Origin of the sequence: Pseudonocardia sp. CA-142604, from assembly GCF_050948475.1 — a bacterium.
Taxonomy (GTDB): Bacteria; Actinomycetota; Actinomycetes; order Mycobacteriales; family Pseudonocardiaceae; genus Pseudonocardia; species Pseudonocardia alaniniphila.
In genome coordinates, this window is the sequence record NZ_CP192045.1 from 6,465,001 (window position 1) to 6,482,673 (window position 17,673).

General features: G+C 70.1%; 16 protein-coding genes. 3 read left to right on the forward strand and 13 right to left on the reverse strand.

Features of this window, described 5'->3' with window-relative positions:
* Positions 1–294: 294 nt before the first annotated feature.
* Positions 295–1,161 (forward strand): alpha/beta fold hydrolase, encoded by an 867-nt coding sequence (locus ACQPZQ_RS29295; protein ID WP_433286021.1) that lies wholly within the window; start codon positions 295–297, stop codon positions 1,159–1,161.
* Between the two features lie 625 nt (positions 1,162–1,786).
* On the opposite strand, the gene ACQPZQ_RS29300 is transcribed toward ACQPZQ_RS29295, so the two are convergent.
* A complete protein-coding gene (locus ACQPZQ_RS29300; protein WP_433286023.1) occupies positions 1,787–2,836 on the reverse strand; it encodes a GlxA family transcriptional regulator in 1,050 nt (349 codons plus the stop codon).
* A 767-nt stretch (positions 2,837–3,603) separates the two neighbouring features.
* On the opposite strand from ACQPZQ_RS29300, the gene ACQPZQ_RS29305 reads away from it, so the two are divergent.
* Together ACQPZQ_RS29305 and ACQPZQ_RS29310 are read left to right on the forward strand one after the other, a co-directional pair.
* Entirely contained in the window at positions 3,604–3,936 is a 333-nt protein-coding gene (locus tag ACQPZQ_RS29305) for a cupin domain-containing protein (RefSeq protein ID WP_433286025.1), read from the forward strand.
* 52 nt (positions 3,937–3,988) lie between these two features.
* The gene (locus ACQPZQ_RS29310; RefSeq protein WP_433286027.1) at positions 3,989–5,173 is read left to right on the forward strand and encodes an FAD-dependent monooxygenase; all 1,185 of its coding nucleotides are present in this window, start codon (positions 3,989–3,991) and stop codon (positions 5,171–5,173) included.
* A gap of 19 nt (positions 5,174–5,192) precedes the next feature.
* On the opposite strand, the gene ACQPZQ_RS29315 is transcribed toward ACQPZQ_RS29310, so the two are convergent.
* The 12 genes from ACQPZQ_RS29315 to ACQPZQ_RS29370 form a co-directional block, all read right to left on the reverse strand.
* Positions 5,193–6,140: an electron transfer flavoprotein subunit alpha/FixB family protein gene (locus tag ACQPZQ_RS29315; protein ID WP_433286029.1), complete on the reverse strand. Its 948-nt coding sequence runs from the start codon at positions 6,138–6,140 to the stop codon at positions 5,193–5,195.
* A gap of 32 nt (positions 6,141–6,172) precedes the next feature.
* Complete coding sequence (locus tag ACQPZQ_RS29320; protein WP_433299408.1) at positions 6,173–6,961, reverse strand: electron transfer flavoprotein subunit beta/FixA family protein; 789 nt, start codon at positions 6,959–6,961, stop codon at positions 6,173–6,175.
* Entirely contained in the window at positions 6,958–7,782 is an 825-nt protein-coding gene (locus ACQPZQ_RS29325; protein ID WP_433286031.1) for an IclR family transcriptional regulator, read from the reverse strand. The genes ACQPZQ_RS29320 and ACQPZQ_RS29325 overlap by 4 nt, the downstream gene beginning before the upstream one ends.
* Positions 7,783–7,950: 168 nt before the next feature.
* A complete protein-coding gene (locus tag ACQPZQ_RS29330; protein WP_433286033.1) occupies positions 7,951–8,376 on the reverse strand; it encodes a MaoC/PaaZ C-terminal domain-containing protein in 426 nt (141 codons plus the stop codon).
* Between the two features lie 17 nt (positions 8,377–8,393).
* Positions 8,394–8,924, reverse strand: coding sequence for an FAS1-like dehydratase domain-containing protein (locus tag ACQPZQ_RS29335; protein WP_433286035.1), 531 nt, complete (start codon positions 8,922–8,924; stop codon positions 8,394–8,396).
* On the reverse strand, positions 8,921–10,072 hold the full coding sequence (locus ACQPZQ_RS29340) for a CaiB/BaiF CoA transferase family protein (RefSeq protein ID WP_433286037.1): 1,152 nt from the start codon (positions 10,070–10,072) through the stop codon (positions 8,921–8,923). Before ACQPZQ_RS29340 ends, ACQPZQ_RS29335 begins: the two co-directional genes overlap by 4 nt.
* Before the next feature lie 23 nt (positions 10,073–10,095).
* A complete protein-coding gene (locus ACQPZQ_RS29345; protein ID WP_433286039.1) occupies positions 10,096–11,391 on the reverse strand; it encodes a CaiB/BaiF CoA transferase family protein in 1,296 nt (431 codons plus the stop codon).
* Entirely contained in the window at positions 11,388–13,124 is a 1,737-nt protein-coding gene (locus ACQPZQ_RS29350; RefSeq protein WP_433286041.1) for a thiamine pyrophosphate-binding protein, read from the reverse strand. Before ACQPZQ_RS29350 ends, ACQPZQ_RS29345 begins: the two co-directional genes overlap by 4 nt.
* A gap of 71 nt (positions 13,125–13,195) precedes the next feature.
* Complete coding sequence (locus ACQPZQ_RS29355) at positions 13,196–13,990, reverse strand: SDR family NAD(P)-dependent oxidoreductase (protein WP_433286043.1); 795 nt, start codon at positions 13,988–13,990, stop codon at positions 13,196–13,198.
* A 34-nt stretch (positions 13,991–14,024) separates the two neighbouring features.
* Positions 14,025–15,005, reverse strand: a complete 981-nt coding sequence (locus tag ACQPZQ_RS29360; protein ID WP_433286045.1) for an acyl-CoA dehydrogenase family protein — start codon at positions 15,003–15,005, stop codon at positions 14,025–14,027.
* Entirely contained in the window at positions 15,002–16,126 is a 1,125-nt protein-coding gene (locus ACQPZQ_RS29365) for an acyl-CoA dehydrogenase family protein (RefSeq protein ID WP_433286047.1), read from the reverse strand. Before ACQPZQ_RS29365 ends, ACQPZQ_RS29360 begins: the two co-directional genes overlap by 4 nt.
* Positions 16,127–16,153: 27 nt before the next feature.
* Complete coding sequence (locus ACQPZQ_RS29370) at positions 16,154–17,647, reverse strand: CoA-acylating methylmalonate-semialdehyde dehydrogenase (RefSeq protein WP_433299410.1); 1,494 nt, start codon at positions 17,645–17,647, stop codon at positions 16,154–16,156.
* Between the last annotated feature and the right edge of the window lie 26 nt (positions 17,648–17,673).

Consider the following 17,673-nt stretch of genomic DNA (forward strand, 5'->3'; position numbering starts at 1 on the left):
CTGCACCGGCGCGCCTCCCGATCGCAGCACTACCCACCATCGCGCGCCGTCCTGTGAGTGGCATCACAGCGAGCAGGGCAAGTCTCTGGGTGCTGACCGGAACCATCCGGTACCCGCCGGCCGGTACAACGGAGCGCGCCGGAGACGTCCTGTGGCCTCGTGTCCGTCAACGCTGATCAACATCGGCTCGCCCTGGACGGGTGAGCCGTCGCACCGATCTCGACCCACACAGATGAGTTCCGGACATGCCGATGGTCGTCATGCTGCACGCCAACCGATCGCCCAGGAGGGCCCATGACCGCCGCCATCACCACCCGCACCCTCGACGCACCCGGCGCCACGATCACGTATGACGTCCGCGGCCACCTCGGCGACGGCAGGGCCCTGCTGCTCATCGGCTCCCCGATGGACGCGACGGGATTCGCCACGCTGGCCGGCCACTTCACCGACCGCCCGGTCGTCACCTATGACCCCCGCGGAACGGGACGCAGCACTCGCACCGACGGCCACGGCGAGATCACGCCGGGCGATCACGCCGGCGACCTGCGGCGGGTCGTCGAGGCGATCGGCGGCGAGCCGGTCGACGTGCTCGCCAGCAGTGGCGGCGCGGTCAACTCGCTGGCCTGGGTGGCCGAGCACGGCGAGCAGGTGCACACGTTGGTCGCGCACGAGCCCCCGCTGGCCACGCTGCTGCGTGACCGCCAGGCGTTCGCGGCGGCGGTCGAGGACATGCACAAGACCTATCAGCGCGACGGGCTGGGGCCTGCGATGGCCAAGTTCATCTTCATCGTCGGTTTCGACGGGGAGCTGCCCGACGGCTTCCAGTTCCCACCGCTCGACCCCGCGCAGTTCGGCCTGCCGGTCGAGGACGACGGCAGCCGCGACGACGCCCTCCTCGGGCAGAATCTGCGCAACTGCACGGGTTACCGGCCCGACATGGACGCACTGCGGGCCGCCGGTACGCGCATCGTGCTGGCCCGCGGCGAGGCCTCCGGCCAGACGATGGCGGCGCGCGGCGCGGACGCGCTCGCCGAGGCGATCGGGGCCGAACTCGTCCGCTTCCCGGGTGACCACGGCGGATTCCTGGGCGGCGAGTACGGCATGCGGGGCGAGCCGGACGGCTTCGCCCAGCGGCTGCGTGAGGTGCTCGCCGGCTCGTAACGCGACCGCGCCCAGAACCCCATGGGTTGCGGCGTCGATCACCGTTGCCATCGGCGACGGACCGGCGGATCAGCTGGGATCCGTCGAACTGTCGGCACCACCACCGCGACACAGGTCGGCGAGCGCCACAAGGCTCGTACCTGCGAGGACGCCAGGCCGACCACCCTCTCCGGTCACCACGAGCGGGTCGTGTTGTGGACCGGGCGCCGGCCTGGCGCCTCCCACTCCAGCACCGCGGCGCGCAGCGCGGCCAGCTGGACCGAGGCCCGCATGATCCCCGCTGATCGGGCGCCCGCCGGCGATCGTCGGCGACGCCCGGCGGATCCACGTGGATCCGCTGCGCGGCTGCTGGAGCAGCCCGGCAGGCGGCCCGGTACAGGCCATCGTTGATCTGGCCCAGGTGTTCGAGTGGGCAGACTCCCGAGCGATGTCCGGTGGCGGCGGCAACAGCATCGCGCCGCGGGCGTCGAGTTGACGCAGATGTGGGTCATGAAGCCGACAACGAATCAGGTTCGCGCTGCCGCGCGCCTACAGGTGATCGTCCGACGCGGCGTCCACGAACGAGTCGGTAATCGATCTCGGCGCGGATGCCGAAAGGCGTGCCGTCCCGACGCCACGTCTCCGGTCAAACACCCTCCTGATCGTGCTGGGTATCCGTCTCATGATCCGCATCGGCCTCGGCGGTTGTGACGGGGGATGGTGCGTGGTGAAGCCGGGGAATCGACCAGGAACGGGCGCGGGTGGCGCTGCGATAGTCGCGGGGGCTGACTCCCACGCGAACCGCGAACGCACGCCGCATCGTCTCCGCGGAACCGAAACCGGTGTTGTGGGCGACCTGCGACACAGTGAGATCGGTTTCCTCGAGCAAGGCCCGTGCGGCCTCGACCCGGCGCCGGATGATCCACTCCTTGGGGGTCGAACCTGTATGGGCGCGAAAGTGCCGCAGCAGCGTTCGCGTACTGAGATGCGCACGTTCCGCGATGCGTTGTAGGTCGAGGTGCTCGTGCAGGTGCTCGGCCAGCCAGTCGAGCAGGGAGGCGAGCGCGTCGCCCGATCCGAGAACGGGCGCCGGGCCGGCCGTTCGTGCCGGGGACACGTCCTCCGGTGTGCGGATCAGCAGGCGGGCCACGCCGTAGGAGTAGGCGGCACCGAGATCGGAGCGGAGCACGTGAAGGCACAGGTCGGCGGCCGCCAATATGCCCCCAGAGCTCAGGAACTGTCCGTCGTCGACATAGATGGCGTCTTCCACCAGCTCGGTGCGGGGAAACGCTGCGCGGAACGCGTCGGCCAACAGCCAATGCGTGGTCACCCGCCGGCCGTCGAGCAGCCCGGCCTGCCCGAGGACGAACGCTCCGGCACACAACGAGATCATCCGGGAACCCGACCTCGCGGCGTCGCCGACTGCCTGCAGCACTGCCGGGTCCTGGGCCGTCAGCGGATCCTGCAAGCCAGGTATCACGACGGTGTCCGCCGTCGCGATCTCCTCCACCGGCGCCAGCTCACCGAATGACGGACCGAGTTCGGCGCCGCGCGTGGTCGGCACCTCGCCGCAGAGCACGACGTCGTAAGGCGGATTCGCTCGTCCCCCCAGCTCGGTGAAGACGGCCTTGCCGAACGCCTGCATCGGGATCGCCAGATCGAGGACGAGCGTGCTGTCCAGGACAACCAGTGCCACCCTGTGCTGTCTTCCAGGGCCTCCACGTCCGGCAGGAACCCCACGCACGTTCATCAATTCGCTCACCTAAATGCGTCGGTCTCCCTGTCCGTCCGCGAGCGCCTGGTGGGTGACGGCCATCGCGAGGCCCACCAATCCTGTTCCGTGAGCACTCCAGCATCCGCAAAAATCTTCCGAAACCCCGGCGACCTCCACTTCCGCGGTCAAATCCAGTGGGTGCCGAAGCTGCCGTATCGGCGGACCTGGAAATCGATCCGGCCGCCTCATCGTCCCGGTCGTGCACATCCACCTGAGCAACTATGCCTCGCCACCTCCTCGCGCTTCGCACAGATCACGCCACGAGAACACCGGATGCGGCCAATCTCGCCGCATGCCACCCAACAATCCTGACCGGTTTGGCGGTTTCGCACACAACAACGCAGCATTTCCATGGCGACTACTCAATCCGCCCACGAGTGATGGATCGGGGCCGGGTGCGTGGGGTCACCCGGAGAATGCGATGCCCCGAGCTCGGGCAGGTCACCGTGCGCGGTCGCGGAGCTTCGTGCCGATGCGCCTGGGTTCTACGCCGTCGTCCGGGTCCGGATCGCCGACGGCCTGGTCTGCCCGAGGTCGGCGAGCGGGTGGGCGCGGGGGTCACCGGGACGGTTCTCTGACCGCTCGAATCCACCTTCCGGGCCAACTGCCTGGGACGACCGCCAGGTTGGCGTAGAACTTGGCGTGCGAGTGTGGCAGCCGCCACCCCGCATGTCCCGAAGGGTGCACCGATGAAGAAGATTTCTTTGACTGCCCTCGCCCGTGAGCAGCTCGAGATCGCCAGGCAGGCGTCCAGCGGTCGCAGCGCCACGACGGTGTACGGCGGGCACGAGCACGTCCTACGTCAGACCCTGATCGCGCTGACCGCTGGAAGCAGCCTGGACGAGCACGAGAACCCCGGCGAAGCCACCGTGCACGTTCTGCGCGGGCGTGTGAAGCTCGGCTCCGGGGACGTTGCTTGGGACGGTGCCGTGGGGGATCTCCTGATCGTGCCCGACGCCCGCCACTCGCTCGATGCGATCGAGGACTCCGCAGTGCTGCTCACCGTGGCCAAGAGCCGCTGATCCGGCCCTGCCATCCATGATCACGCTGCAGATCGCGCATTAGCCTGCAGGTGTGATTTCCGGCAGGAATGGGACACGTTCGGCGGTCGTCATCGGCGCAGGCATCGGCGGTTTGACGGCCGCGGTCGCGCTGCACCGGATCGGCTGGGACGTCACCGTGCTGGAGCGGTCGCCGGTCATCACCGAGGTCGGGGCGGGCCTGACGCTGTGGCCCAACGCCATTCGAACCCTCGGCGTACTCGGCCTAGAGGCGACCGTGTCCGCACACGCGATACCGACAGTTTCGCGCGGCAACATCCGTCAACCCGACGGTCGCTGGCTGCGCCACGGCCGACCCGATGACGTCGGCGTCCTCGCGATCCACCGCGCGCAGCTGCATGAGGTGCTCCGCGGTGCACTTCCCCAACGCTCGGTGCGCACCGGCGCCGACGTCGTCGAGGTCACCGACCACGAGCACGGGGCAACGACGGCGTACATCGCGTCGGGCGAGCCTCACGAGCTGACGGCCGACCTGGTGGTTGCGGCGGACGGGCTCAACAGCGCATCGCGGCAGCGGCTCTTTCCGGACCATCCCGCGCCGGTTTTCCAGCACCGCACCGTGTGGAGGGGCGTGACCGAGCCCGACGCGGCGTGGCCCGTCCAGGAGTGCATCACCCTGGGACGCGGCGAGCAGGTCGGGCTTCTCCCGCTCACCGACCACCGCGTGTACTGGTTCCTGACCGTCAATGCGGAGCGGCCGGGCCTGCGCTCCGACGACGAACACGCCGAGGCGCGCCGCCGGATCGCGCACTGGCACGAGCCCATCCCTTCGGTGGTCGATGCGACGCGTCCGGAGCGCGTGCTGCACAACGACATCGTCGACCTCGACCCGCTCCCTGCTTTTGTGCGCCGGCATACGGCGTTGCTGGGCGACGCGGCGCATGCCATGACACCGGATCTCGGCCAAGGCGCCTGCCAAGCCATCGAGGACGCAGTCGTGCTGGCTGACCACCTGGCGGGCGAGGCGGCCGTACCGGCAGCGCTCGCGGCGTACGACCGGCACCGGCGTGCCCGTACTCAACTCATCGCTCGCACCGCCCGGCAGTCCAACGCACGCAACGCCGACGACAGCGCCGTGGCTCACGCCCTGACAGCGCTGGCTGTGCGCCTCGTCCCGCCCGGCCTGTGGCGCCGCTCGACCGCGCGGTGGGCGGACTGGACTCCCCCGACAGCGATCTCAGCCATCGGATCCCGATAGTTCTGGTCGCGGGACGACGTCAGCTCCTGTGCTTGGTGACCTCGTCGGTCAGTTGGGGGGCCACCTTGAACAGATCGCCCACCACCCCGAAGTCGGCGATCTCGAAGATCGGCGCCTCCGCGTCCTTGTTCACCGCGATGATCGTCTTCGAGGTCTGCATCCCCGCCCGGTGCTGGATCGCACCCGAGATCCCCAACGCGATATACAACTGCGGCGAGACCGTCTTCCCGGTCTGACCCACCTGGAACTGATGCGGGTAATACCCCGAGTCCACCGCCGCCCGCGAGGCCCCGACCGCCGCACCCAGCGAGTCGGCCAGCGCCTCGACCACGGCGAAGTCATCCGCCGACCCGACACCGCGGCCACCGGAGACCACCACCGACGCCTCGGTCAACTCCGGACGGTCCCCACCCGTGATCGGCTCCCGGCTGGTCACCGTGGCCACCCGCCCCGCCGTGGCAGGAACGGCGACCTGCTCCTCCACCCCCGCACCCGCCACCGGCTCGACCTCCACCGAACCCGGCCGCACCGTGATCACCGGATGCCCCGTGTTCGACTTCGCCTCGGCGATGAACGCCCCACCGAACACCGAATGCGTGACCCCGTCCGGGGCGACCGCCACCACGTCGCCCAGCAGACCGCTCCCGGTGCGCACCGCGACCCGCCCGGCGATCTCCTTCCCGTCCGCCGACACCGCGATCAGCACCGCCGCCGGATCCCTCGACTCCACCAGCGACGCCAACACCCCCACCTCCGCGGTGAGGAACTCGCCCGTGTCGGTCTCCGCGACGTAGATCTTCTCCGCGCCGTGCTCCTTCAACACCCCGGCCAGCTTCGCCGCCGTGCCCGCCACACCCACCACCACCGCGCTGGGCTCACCCAGCGCGCGGGCCGCGGTCAACAACTCCAACGTCGCCTTCTTGATCTCACCCTCGAGGTGGTCGACGAGGACCAGCACCTCAGCCATGAGCCTTCTCCCCTTCTCGCCGAACCGGTTTCTCAGATGAGCTTCTGCGCGACCAAAAACGCCGCCACCTTCGCGCCGCCGTCGCCCTCGTCCTCGATCTTCTCCCCCGCGCTCTTGGGCGGCTTGGGCTGCGACGAGACCACCGCGGACAGCGCGGTGGCCAACCCGACCTCCGCCGGGTCGATGCCCGCATCCGCCAGCGACAGGGTGGCGACCGGCTTCTTCTTCGCCGCCATGATCCCCTTGAACGACGGATACCGCGGCTCGTTGATCTTCTCGTTCACGCTCACCACCGCCGGCAACTCCGCGCTCAGGTGCGTGACCCCGTCGTCGGTCTCCCGGCGCACCGTCACCGTGGAACCGTCCACCGTGATCTCGCGGGCGTGGGTCAACGCCGGCAACCCCAACACGTCGGCCACCATCGCCGGCACCGCGGCGCTGCGCCCGTCCGAGGCCTCGTTGCCCGCCACGACCAGATCGAACCCGCCCTCGACCGTGCCCAACACCTTCGCCAACGCCCGCGCGGTCTGCACCGCACACGACCCGTGCACCGCCTCATCCGACAGATGCACCGCCTTGTCCGCACCCATCGACAACGCCTTCCGAATCGCATCCGTCGCACGATCCGGACCCATCGTCACCACGGTCACCTCACCACCGTGACTCTCCTTCAACTGCAAAGCCGCCTCGACCGCACGCTCATTGATCTCATCCAGCACCGCATCGGTGGCATCCCGGTCCAACGTGCCGTCCGACGGGCTGAGCCTGCGCTCCGAATAGGTGTCCGGCACCTGCTTGACCAGCACGACGATGTTCATCAGAGGCTCACCGATCCCAACCCGCGCCACTGCGCGGTCTCGCCACCCAACTCGCGTGTGACGGCCGCGGCCACACCCCGGACGTAGCCGCTGTTGGCCTCGTCATACCAATTCGACGCGCTCTTCACGAGGCTGATCGCGACGGCGCCCACGGCCTGATGCCGCCCGGCCGCGAAGATCGGCGCCCCGATGCACGCCATACCGCGTGCGGTCTCCTCGTCGTCGATCGAGAACCCTCGGCGGCGGGTTTCGTCCAGCTCGGTCAGCAGTTCGCGGATGCCCTTGCGTGCGCCGGACGCATTGGGGTTGAGCGCGCGCCGCCCGACGAGCTCGCGTACCGCGGCAGTCGGCAGCGTCGCCAACATCGACTTCCCCGACGCTGTGAACGCCGCGGGCAGTCGCATCCCGATCTCGTAGCGCACTGCCAACGGCCGGCGGCCGTTGATGAACGAGACGTACACGACGTCGGATCCGCTGAGGACCGCCAGCACGATCGTCTCGACGGGCTCGCCCTGGGCACGGGTGATTCGTTGGAACGCCTGCACCAGCTCCATGGACGCCAACCGGTGCCGGCTCAGCTCGACCAGCTTCAAGCCGACGGTGTAGCGGCCCTCGGGGCTCTTCTCGGCGAGGCCGGTGCGCACGAGGGTCGAGCAGACGTCGTGCAGCGAGCTGCGCGCCATGGGAACGCGCCCCGCGAGCTGGCTGAAACTCAGCGGCTCCTCCGTCGTCGCGAGCACGTCGAGGACGATCGCGGCCTTTTCGATGGCGGGGACCGCGCGTCGCGCCGGCACGTCCCCCGAACTGCTGTCTCCCTGCGGCACAGTCATCTCCCTGCCGACCCGAGACGACGTGCTGCCCGCTCCGCCGACCCTCAGCGCAACCGAACCTCGCGGCGGGCGCACGGGCAGCGAGCGCCCGGTGGAAAGGACCCGGGTGGAATGAACCCCGGTGGAATGAGCACTGTCCATCTCGGACCTCCGGTTCGAGTTCTAGGCGAGCGCGATCACGGCCGTGGCCGGGGCGAGCCGGTTGCCGCTCGAGTCCTCGGCTCGCATGTCGATCTCCAGAACCGTCTCCACGCCGGAGACCCGCACGGCGCTGACCGTGCCGCGCACCACGACCTGTGTTCCGCGGGTGACGGCCGAGCGGAACTGCGTCGACAGCGACACCACCCGGCTCTCGTCGCCCAGCCAGCGGTGGAGTGCCACATGGAAGTAGGCCCAGGTCAGGTTCCCCATCCCGAAGGCCGTGGGGTATCCGGCGGCTTGGCCTGCCTCGTCGTCCATGTGGATGTCGATGAACTCGTCGTTCACGGCGGCGTACCGGTTCCAGTACGGGAACCCCGAGTCGCGGACGAACGGCTCGAACTCGTGGCCGACGTCGAACGGTGCCCCGACACGATGCATCTGCGTCATCTGCAGCTCCTCGGGATTCAGTAGCGGATCGACGTCTGGTCGGTGCGCTTGACGCGTGCACCGTTCTGGTTCGTCCACACGGTGCGGATCACGGTGATCAACATCCGCCCCATGCGGCCGTGTTTCTCCGTGTAGCTGACGACCTCCGAGTGCCCCGAGACGACGTCGCCGGGGCGCATCCGCTCGCCGTATTCGGTGGAGAGACCCGCGTTGAGGTTCGTCGTCAGGCCGGGTCCCGCGATGCCGAAACCCCGCTCCAGGTAGTCGGCGTCGAACGCCGCACGGCGGGCGCGCATCCCCGGCTCTGCCGAGATCCAGGCGAACGGGTTGAAGTCCTCGGGCGCGACGATGCCCGCGAAGGCGGTGGCACGCGCGTACTCCTCGTCCCAGTACAACCGCGGTGGTGCCTCGGGATAGTGGACAGCGATCGCCCACTTGCGGATGTCGGAGATCGACACCGGGTAAGAGCGGATCTTGTTGAACGGGCGGCCGACGATCGCACGCATGTCGTCGGTGATCCAGCTGTCGCCGCTTGATCGTTCGCTCACGCCGACGCTCCCTTCGCTCCCCGCAGCACCTCATCGGTGTGTTCGCCGAGCAGCGGGGCCCGGCGCAACTCGAACTCCAACTCCTCGGCGCGCACCGGCGGACCGGGCACGCGGAACCGCCCCGCGACGGGGTGGTCGACCTCGCGCCACACCCCGGTTCTCGCGACGACCTCGGAGCCGAGCAGGTCGGCGGGCGTGGCCACGTAGGAGAACGGCGCTCCGGTCGCGATCGCCGTCTCGAAGATCTCCTGGCGCGTGCGTTCCCGGCACCACGCGGTGACGAACTGCCGCAGCTCGCCGTTCATGAACTCCTCGTCGGCCGCTCGCGACAGCCACTCCGGGTGCCCGATGCCGGCGAAGAAGCCCGGCAGGTTGGGCGGGTTGACGAAGATGCCGGCGTAACCGTCCTTGCAGACGTACTGGGACCAGACCGTCCGTGGCCCGTTGCCCGAGCGCGCCGTCCACACATCCGGCAGGGGGTCGTGGTTGTACGCGACGGGGCCCTGCGCCTCCATGGCGCTGGCCTCCACCTCCTGCACCGAGATCTCGACGTACTGCCCGCTCCCGGCGCGATTCCGCAGGAGCACCCCCGCGAGTGCAGCGCTGTAGACGTGCAGCGCGGCCTGGCACTCGGCCTGGTTCCCGTAGCTCGCGAGCGGTTCCCGATCGCGTTCACCCATCAACGACATCTGCCCGCCCGAGGCGTACTCGGTGAGCGCCGACCCCGTCCAGCCCGCCTGCGGACCCGACTCGCCGAACGGCGTCACCGAGATCGCCACGAGCCGCGGGTAGGTCGCCCGCAATGCCGTGCGTTCCAGGCCGAGGCCCGGCCGCGCCGCGAGCGGAAGGTCGAGCAGCAGGACGTCGGCGCCCGCCAGCAGCGTGACGAGGTCGGCGCGGCTCCCGACGTCGTCGAGATCGAGCAGGACCGAGGACTTGCCGCCGTGCAGATGCAGAAATGCAGCGCTCGTCTCCGGGCCTTCCGCGCCAGGCGGGAACGGCCCGAGGCGACGGGAGGGGTCACCCTCGGGAGGCTCGATCTTCACGACATCGGCGCCGTAGCCGGCCATGATCCGGCCCGCCAGCGCGGTGGCCGTGCCGACGCCGAGCTCCACCACGGACAGCCCATGTAATGGTCGGGAACTCATGTGGACCTCCTCTCCCGGCGCGTTCACCGGTTCGCCGGCCGCGTCGCGACGACGCCCGCGGCCTCCAGCTCGGCCACCGTCTCGTCGTCGTAGCCGAGCACCTCGCGCAGCACGTACCGGTTGTGCTGACCCAGCGACGGCGCATGGGCGAGACCGACCTCGACCTCGTCGAACCGCCACGTCGGCGTGGTCAGGCGCATGGTGCCGAGGTCGGGATGCCGCACCTCGCGGAAGAACTCGCGGGCCGTCAGGTGCGGGTCGTCGGCCAGCTCGCGCGGGCCGAGCACCGCGGAGGCCGCGATCCCCCCGGCCTGCATCGCCTGCGCCACCTCACGGTTGGTGCGCTGCCGCGTCCAGGTGCCGATCTCGGTGTCGAGCCGGTCGTGGGCCGCCCGCCGACCGGCCAGGGTGGCCAGCTCCGGATCCGCCGCGAGGTCGCTGCGCCCCAGCACATCGCAGAGAACCGGCCACTGCTCGTCGCCCGCCACGGTGAGGGCGACCCACGTGTCGGGATCCGCGCACGGGTACACCCCCTGCGGCGCGAAGGACGGGCTGCGGTTCCCGTTGCGGGTGAGGCTCGCACCGAGCTGGTGGGCCACGATCGCGTCGCCGACGAAGCCCATGAGCAGGTTGCGCTGCCCGGCCTCGACGAAGGTCCCGACGCCGGTGCGCTCGCGCTGGAACAGGGCCGTCAGCACGGCCGCCGCCCCGCCCAGCCCGCCCACCGGGTCGCCGTAGGAGATGCCCGACTTCTGCGGTGGCCCGCCCGGGTATCCCTGCAGGTGGGCGAGCCCGCTCATCTGCTCGATGTTGGGCCCGTATCCCGGGAGCGCCCGTTCCGGTTCGAAGCCGGAGTAGCCCGGGAGCGAGACGGCGATCAGCCGCGGGTTGAGCTCGTGCAGCCGCGCAAAGCCCAGCCCGAGCCGGTCGAGTACGCCGGGTCGGAAGTTGTCGATCAGCACGTCCGACCGCACGGCGAGGTCGAGCAGGATCTTCCGGCCCGCCTCCTGCCGCACGTCGACGGCGATGCCGAGCTTGTTGCGGTTGTACTCGTGGAAGTAGCGGCTCGTGTCCCACGGCCGGTCGACGGTGTCGTCCGGGATCGTCAGGCTGCGGACGAGGTCGGTGCGGCCGGGACCCTCCACCTTGATCACCTGGGCGCCCGCGTCGACCAGCTGCTTGGTGCCGAACGGGCCCGCCCACACCATGGTGAGGTCGAGCACCCGCACACCGGAGAGCGGCAGGTCGGTACGCCCGAGCGTCGCCGGGAGCTCGACCTCGTCCGCGGCGCTCGTCACGGGGTCGGTCGTCCCGGTCACGACTCGTCCGCCGCGGCATAGAAGTCGCGGCCCCCGAACGGCACCGCGGGCAGCGCCTCCGCCTCGGTGCGGACGTCGAGAACGGCGGCGCGGCCTGCCTGCTGGGCTTCCTTGAGCGCGCCCGCGAGATCGGCGGGGTCGTCGACCCGCACGCTCCACGCGCCCAGTTGGCGTGCGACGGACGCCAGGTCGACGTCGGTGAACCGCCACATCCGGTCGCCGGCCTCGGTGATCTTTCCTGCGCCGCCCCAGGAGCTCTGGAAGATCTTCATGTCCTGGCTGAGGGACACGTTGTTGTTGACCACGACGATCGGCGCGAGACCGTGCCGGATGGCCGTCTCCACCTCGGCGAGGTGGTAGTAGAAGCCGCCGTCTCCGGTGAAGCACACGACGGTGCGGTCGCCCGCCGCCGCCTTCGCCCCGATCGACGCCGGAAGCGCCCAGCCGAGGCTTCCCCCTGCCCTGATGAACGTCTGGCCCGGCCGCAGGTCGATCATGCTTGCCGACCAGATGCCCGAGTGGCCCGTGTCGACGACGAGCACGCCGTCGCCCGGGAGGAACTCGGTGATCTCCCGGCACAGCCGCTCGGGCCGCACCGGCGACGCGGTCGAGCCCAGCAGGCCGGCATCCTGCTCACGCCACGCCGTGACGTACCCGGCGGTCTCGGTCAACCAGGCCGATCGGCCGTCCGGCACACCGGAGACGGCTTCCGTGAGCGCCTCGAGGGCCTCCGCGGCGTCCGCCTGGATCGACACGGCGTTGGGGTAGTTGCGGCCGAGCTGGGTGGGGTCGATGTCGATCTGGATGACCTGCGTGCCGTGCGCCGGGAGCCGCCAGCCGTCGGTGACCTGGCTGCCGGTGCGGGTCCCGATGAAGATCACGAGGTCGGCCTGGCCGACGGTCTGGTTCGCCGACTTGCGCGAGGACGCACCGACCACGCCCACGGCGTACGGCCCGCGCTCGTCGACGGTGCCCTTGCCGTTCAGCGAGGTCGCGACGGGCACGCCCGCCTTCTCGGCGAACGCCGCGAGCTGCTCCTGCGCGCCCGACATCCGCACGCCGCCGCCTGCCACCACGACCGGACGCTGCGACCGTGTGATCAGCGCGGCCGCCTCGGCGATCGCCGCCCGCTCCGGCCGCACCCGGAACGGCGGCGCGACCCGGTAGCGCTCCTCCGACATGATCGCCCGGCCGGCTTCGTCGAGCTCCAGCGTGCCGGCGAGCACCGTGCCGACGACGCCCTGCAGCTCCAGGTGCACCGGACCCGGCGCCCCCGTCATGGCCTCGCGCACGGTCTGCCGGAGCAGGTCGGGCAGCCGCGCGACGTCGTCGAGCTGCATGTTGTACTTCGTCAGGGCTTCGTAGATCGGGAAGTCCTCGATCTCCTGGTACACGCCCTTGCGGCGGGTCTGCGGCGAGGTGCCGCCGGTGATCGCGACGACCGGCGAACCCGCCATGTATGCGTCACGCAGCCCCGCGGCGAGGTTCGCCGACCCGATCGTCTGAGCGAAGCAGAACCCGGGACTGCGCTTCACGCGGGCGTAGCCGTCGGCCATGTAGGCGGCCGCCTTCTCGCCGTGCGTCATCACGCCGACGATGCCGAGCGCGTCCATCTCGGCGAGCGCCGTCACGGCGACGGTCGGGACCATGAAGACGTGCGTCGTGGCCCCCGCCTGCAGGGCCTCGGCAAGGTAGCGGCTTCCGGTGATCGATGTGGTCGGGGTGCTTGTCACGACGAACGACTCCTTCGGGTGCGGCAGGCTGTGGGAAAAGTGCAGCCGAGATCAGGGGCGTGGATGTCCGGTCAGATGTCCGGGAACATCGCCTGCAGTGGCGAGCGCGGCGCCTCGCCGATCACAAGCGCCTGGCCGTTGATGTGGCGGCCGTCCTCGGAGATGAGGAACGAGACGTAGCGGCCGATCCACTCCGGGTCGAGCATCTCCATCGGCGGGTCGGGGTAGATCCGCGGCGGCGGCGTGTCCCCGTGTTCCCTGGCGCGCTGCGCCGCCATCTCGCGGAGGAGCCGGACGCGCTCGCCCTCGATTCCGCCGGGCACGAGGACGTTGGCCCGGATCCCGTACTGCCGGTTCTCCATGGCGGTGGTCTGGGTGAAGTTGATGACCGCGGCCTTCGTCGCGCCATAGCTCGGACGGTCCGGGAAGCCCCGGGTGCCGTTGAGCGAGGAGATGTTGACGATGACGCCCTTCGTGCGCGGGATCATCATCGCGAGCGCGGCGCGGGTGCAGTACATGACGCTGTCGAGGTTGGTGCGGATCGCCTTGTGCCAGCGGTCCGTCGGGAGCTCCGCGATCGGGCCTGGCGGGTCGATCCACGCCACGGTGTTCACCAGCACGTCGAGCGGCCCGACCTCCTCGCCGATGCGCGCGAACATCGCCGCGACCTGCGACTCGTCGGAGACGTCGCAGGCGATCGAGATCGACTTGGCGCCGCGGGCGCGAACCAGCTCGGCTGCCTTGTCGGAGGTCTCGGGGTCGAGGTCGCAGACGACGACAGTGCCGCCGTCGTTGGCCAGCGCCAACGCGATGCCGTGACCGGCGCCGCGCCCGGCGCCGGTGACCAGAACGGTGCGATCCGTCATGGGGGGTTCCTCTCTACGCTGAGTGGGGCTCGGGTCAGGCGACGTCGGCCTTGGGGGCGGACAGCACCTCGCGCACGAGCTCGTCGGGGTCGCCACCGAGGTGGCGGTAGACCATGACCCGCTTGACGAGCACGCCCGCGGGGTGCTCGGCGGTGAAGCCGATACCGCCGTGGTTCTGGATGTTGTCCTCGACGTTGCGGCGTGCGGCGTCGAGCGCGAGCAGGTGCCCTGAGGCGATCTCGAGCCGGCCGTTCCCGCTGATCTCGCTGTCGAGCAGGACGGCACCGACCGAGAGCTGGATCCGCGCGGGGTAGGCCCTGATGACCATCTCGGAGCAGCGGTGCTTGACGGCCTGGAACGTCCCGATCGCCTTGCCGAACTGCTCCCGCGTCTTCGCGTACCCGACGGCCATGTCGGTGGCCGCCTCGGCCAGTCCGACCAGGTATCCACCGACGAGCAGCCGCAGCCGGGAGAGGGCCAGCGGATCGGACACCTGCACCACCGTGCGGGTCCGCGCCGGCCGGACGACGGTGGCCAGCGGATCGTTCGACTCGACCGCGGTGGCGCCCGAGAGCTCCACGATCTCCGCGCCCTCGGCGGTGATGCGCACGGCCAGATCCCCGTCCTCGGCATCCACGGCGAAGGCGCCCGAGATCAGCCCGGCCTTGCGCTCGCCCGCCATCAGTGCACCGGCGAGCTCCACCTGGTTCGCGGCGGCGGCGAGCCGGGCGGCGAGCGCGGTGCCAACCACCGGGCCGCCCACTGCCGCGCGCCCCAGCTCCGTCATGACGAGCAGTTCCTCGGGGCTGCCGAGACCGATGCCGCCGCCGTCCTCGGTGACGCCCACGGAGAACCAGCCGAGCTCGGCGATCCGGCTCCAGCGCGCTGCGTCGAACGGGGCAGGCCCGCTGACGGCCGCGTTCACGCCCTCGGTGAGCGGGAACTCCTTGGCTGCGGCGTCCCGCACGGAAGTGACCAGGTCGGACTGGATGGGAGAGAGGGAGAGGTCGATCATCGCGGCAGCCCCAGGACTCGTTCGCCGAGGATGTTCTTCTGGATGTCCTTCGTGCCCCCGGCGATGGTTGCTGGGAAGGACGAGAGGTAACCGGTGGTCCACCCACCGCGTTCGAGCCCGTCGGTTCCGAGGATGTCGGTGGCCAGCCGGTCGATCCGCTTTCCGAGCTCTCCGTTGAAGACCTGGTTGACCGTGGCCACCAGCTCCGGGCGGGATGTGCCGGTGACGCCGTCGTAGCCGAGCGCGTGCACGGCGGTGGCCTCGGCCCGCACGAACGCGAGCTGCTCGGCGATCCGCGCGTCCTGGAGCAGGCCGCGGCCGCGGGCCTCGTCGACGAGCCGGTCGACCTCGTTGATCACGGTGAGGCGCGAGGCGAGATAGCCCATGCCCCGCTCGAACGACAGCGTCGACATCGCGACGCGCCAGCCGTCGTTCAGCTCACCGACGACGTTCGCGAGCGGCACGCGCACGTCGTCGTAGAAGCATTCACAGAAGTGGGCGTTGCCGTCGATCGTCCTGATCCGCCGCACCGTGAGGCCGGGGGTGTCCATCGGCAGGATCACCCACGAGATGCCCTTGTGCTTCGGGGCGTCGGGATCGGTGCGGACGAGCAGCTCCTGGTAGTCGGCCTGGTGGGCGAAGCTCGTCCAGATCTTCGAGCCGTTGACCACCAGCTCGTCCCCGTCGATCACACCGCGGGTGCGCAGCGAGGCGAGGTCGGAGCCCGAGCCGGGTTCGGAGAAGCCCTGGCACCACGGGGTCTCGCCCTTGAGGATCTTCGGCAGGTACTCGGCCTGCTGCTCGGGGGTGCCGCGGGCGATGATCGTCGGGCCGGCATGGCCGAGCGCCACGGTGAAACTGCCCGTGCTGGGCGCGCCCGCCCGCACCATCTCCTCGTACCAGATCATCTGCTGCAGCGGCGAGAGCCCGCGGCCTCCGTATTCCTCGGGCCACGCGACGCCTGCCCAGCCGCCCTCGTACTGGCGGGCCTGCCAGGCACAGTCGAAATGACGGGCCTCGATGTCGTCGCTCGGGCGTGGCTCGGTGGGCGCATTCTCCGCGATCCACGTTCGAGCCTCCTCGCGGAACTCGGCGAGGGCCTTGTCGTCCACTAGTTCCATTGCGCCTCCAGCACTCAGTGGTTCCGCTCAATCGCTCCGGGGAAAGCCGAGGCTCAGGCCGCCGTGGCTGGGATCGACCCAGCGCGTCGTCACGACTTTGCCGCGGGTGAAGAAATGGACGCCCTCGGCGCCGTAGGCATGGGTGTCGCCGAAAAGGCTCGCCTTCCAGCCGCCGAAGGAGTAATACGCCATCGGCACGGGAATCGGCACGTTGATGCCGACCATCCCCGCCTCGACCTCGGCCTCGAAGCGCCGCGCCGCACCGCCGTCGTTGGTGAAGATCGCGGCGCCGTTGCCGTAGGGATTGCTGTTGACCAGCGTCATCGCATTGTCGAACGAGTCGGCGCGCAGCACCGAGAGGACCGGGCCGAAGATCTCGTCGGTGTAGATGCTCATCGTCGGGCTCACGTCGTCGAACAGCGTGGGGCCGAGCCAGAAACCGTCCGGTGCGCCGTCGGGCTCGACCTTGCGGCCGTCGACGACGAGGGTGGCGCCCTCGGTCACACCCGCGTCGAGGTAGGAGGCGACCCGATCACGGTGCGCGGCCGTGACGAGCGGGCCCATGTCGCAGGAGCGCCGCCCGTCGCCGGTGCGGATGCGGGCCATCCGCTCGACGATCTTGCGGATGAGCTCGTCGGCCACGGGCTCGACGGCCACCACCGCGGAGACCGCCATGCAGCGCTCCCCCGCCGAGCCGAAGCCCGCGTTGACGGCGGCGTCGGCGGCGAGGTCGAGGTCGGCGTCGGGAAGGACCACCATGTGGTTCTTCGCTCCGCCCAGGGCCTGCACGCGCTTGCCGTGCCGCGTGGCCGTCTCGTAGACGTGGCGCGCGATGGGCGTCGACCCGACGAACGACACCCCCCGGACGTCGGGATGTTCGAGCAGCCGGTCGACGGCTTCCTTGTCGCCGTGGACGACGTTGAACACCCCCGGCGGCAAGCCCGCCTCGGCCCACAGCCGAGCGAGCCACACCGCCGCCGACGGGTCTTTCTCCGACGGCTTGATCACCACCGTGTTCCCGCATGCGATGGCGATCGGGAAGAACCACATCGGGACCATCGCCGGAAAGTTGAACGGCGAGATGACGGCCACCACACCGAGCGGTTGACGCACCGAGTGGACGTCGACCCGGGTGGAGGCGTTCTCGCTGTACCCGCCCTTCAGCAGATGCGGGAGGCCACAGGCGAACTCGACGACCTCCTGCCCGCGAGCGACCTCGCCGAGCGCGTCGTCCAGTATCTTGCCGTGCTCGGCCGTGATGATCCCGGCCAGCTCGGACCTGCGCTGGTTGAGCAGTTCCCGGAATGCGAAGAGCACGGTCTGCCGACGGGCGAGCGACGCGTCGCGCCAGGCCGGAAACGCCTCTCGCGCTGCGCGAACGGCCTCGTCGACGTCGCTCGCCGAACCGAGAACGACCTGCGCCGAGACGATTCCCGTGGCCGGGTCGTACACCGGGGAGCTGCGCGCGGCGGAGCCGCCGGTCTCCGTTCCGGCGATCCAGTGATTCACCTGAGAAGTCATGCACGTCCTATTCGATATTCGCGAGG

What these genes read in the sequence shown, in the direction of transcription:
- ACQPZQ_RS29295 (WP_433286021.1), top strand. Translation starts at nt 295, where the DNA reads ATGACCGCCGCCATCACCACCCGCACCCTCGACGCACCCGGCGCCACG.
- ACQPZQ_RS29305 (WP_433286025.1), top strand. Translation starts at nt 3,604, where the DNA reads ATGAAGAAGATTTCTTTGACTGCCCTCGCCCGTGAGCAGCTCGAGATC.
- ACQPZQ_RS29315 (WP_433286029.1), bottom strand. Translation starts at nt 6,140, where the DNA reads ATGGCTGAGGTGCTGGTCCTCGTCGACCACCTCGAGGGTGAGATCAAG.
- ACQPZQ_RS29330 (WP_433286033.1), bottom strand. Translation starts at nt 8,376, where the DNA reads ATGACGCAGATGCATCGTGTCGGGGCACCGTTCGACGTCGGCCACGAG.
- ACQPZQ_RS29340 (WP_433286037.1), bottom strand. Translation starts at nt 10,072, where the DNA reads ATGAGTTCCCGACCATTACATGGGCTGTCCGTGGTGGAGCTCGGCGTC.
- ACQPZQ_RS29355 (WP_433286043.1), bottom strand. Translation starts at nt 13,990, where the DNA reads ATGACGGATCGCACCGTTCTGGTCACCGGCGCCGGGCGCGGCGCCGGT.
- ACQPZQ_RS29360 (WP_433286045.1), bottom strand. Translation starts at nt 15,005, where the DNA reads ATGATCGACCTCTCCCTCTCTCCCATCCAGTCCGACCTGGTCACTTCC.
- ACQPZQ_RS29365 (WP_433286047.1), bottom strand. Translation starts at nt 16,126, where the DNA reads ATGGAACTAGTGGACGACAAGGCCCTCGCCGAGTTCCGCGAGGAGGCT.
- ACQPZQ_RS29370 (WP_433299410.1), bottom strand. Translation starts at nt 17,647, where the DNA reads ATGACTTCTCAGGTGAATCACTGGATCGCCGGAACGGAGACCGGCGGC.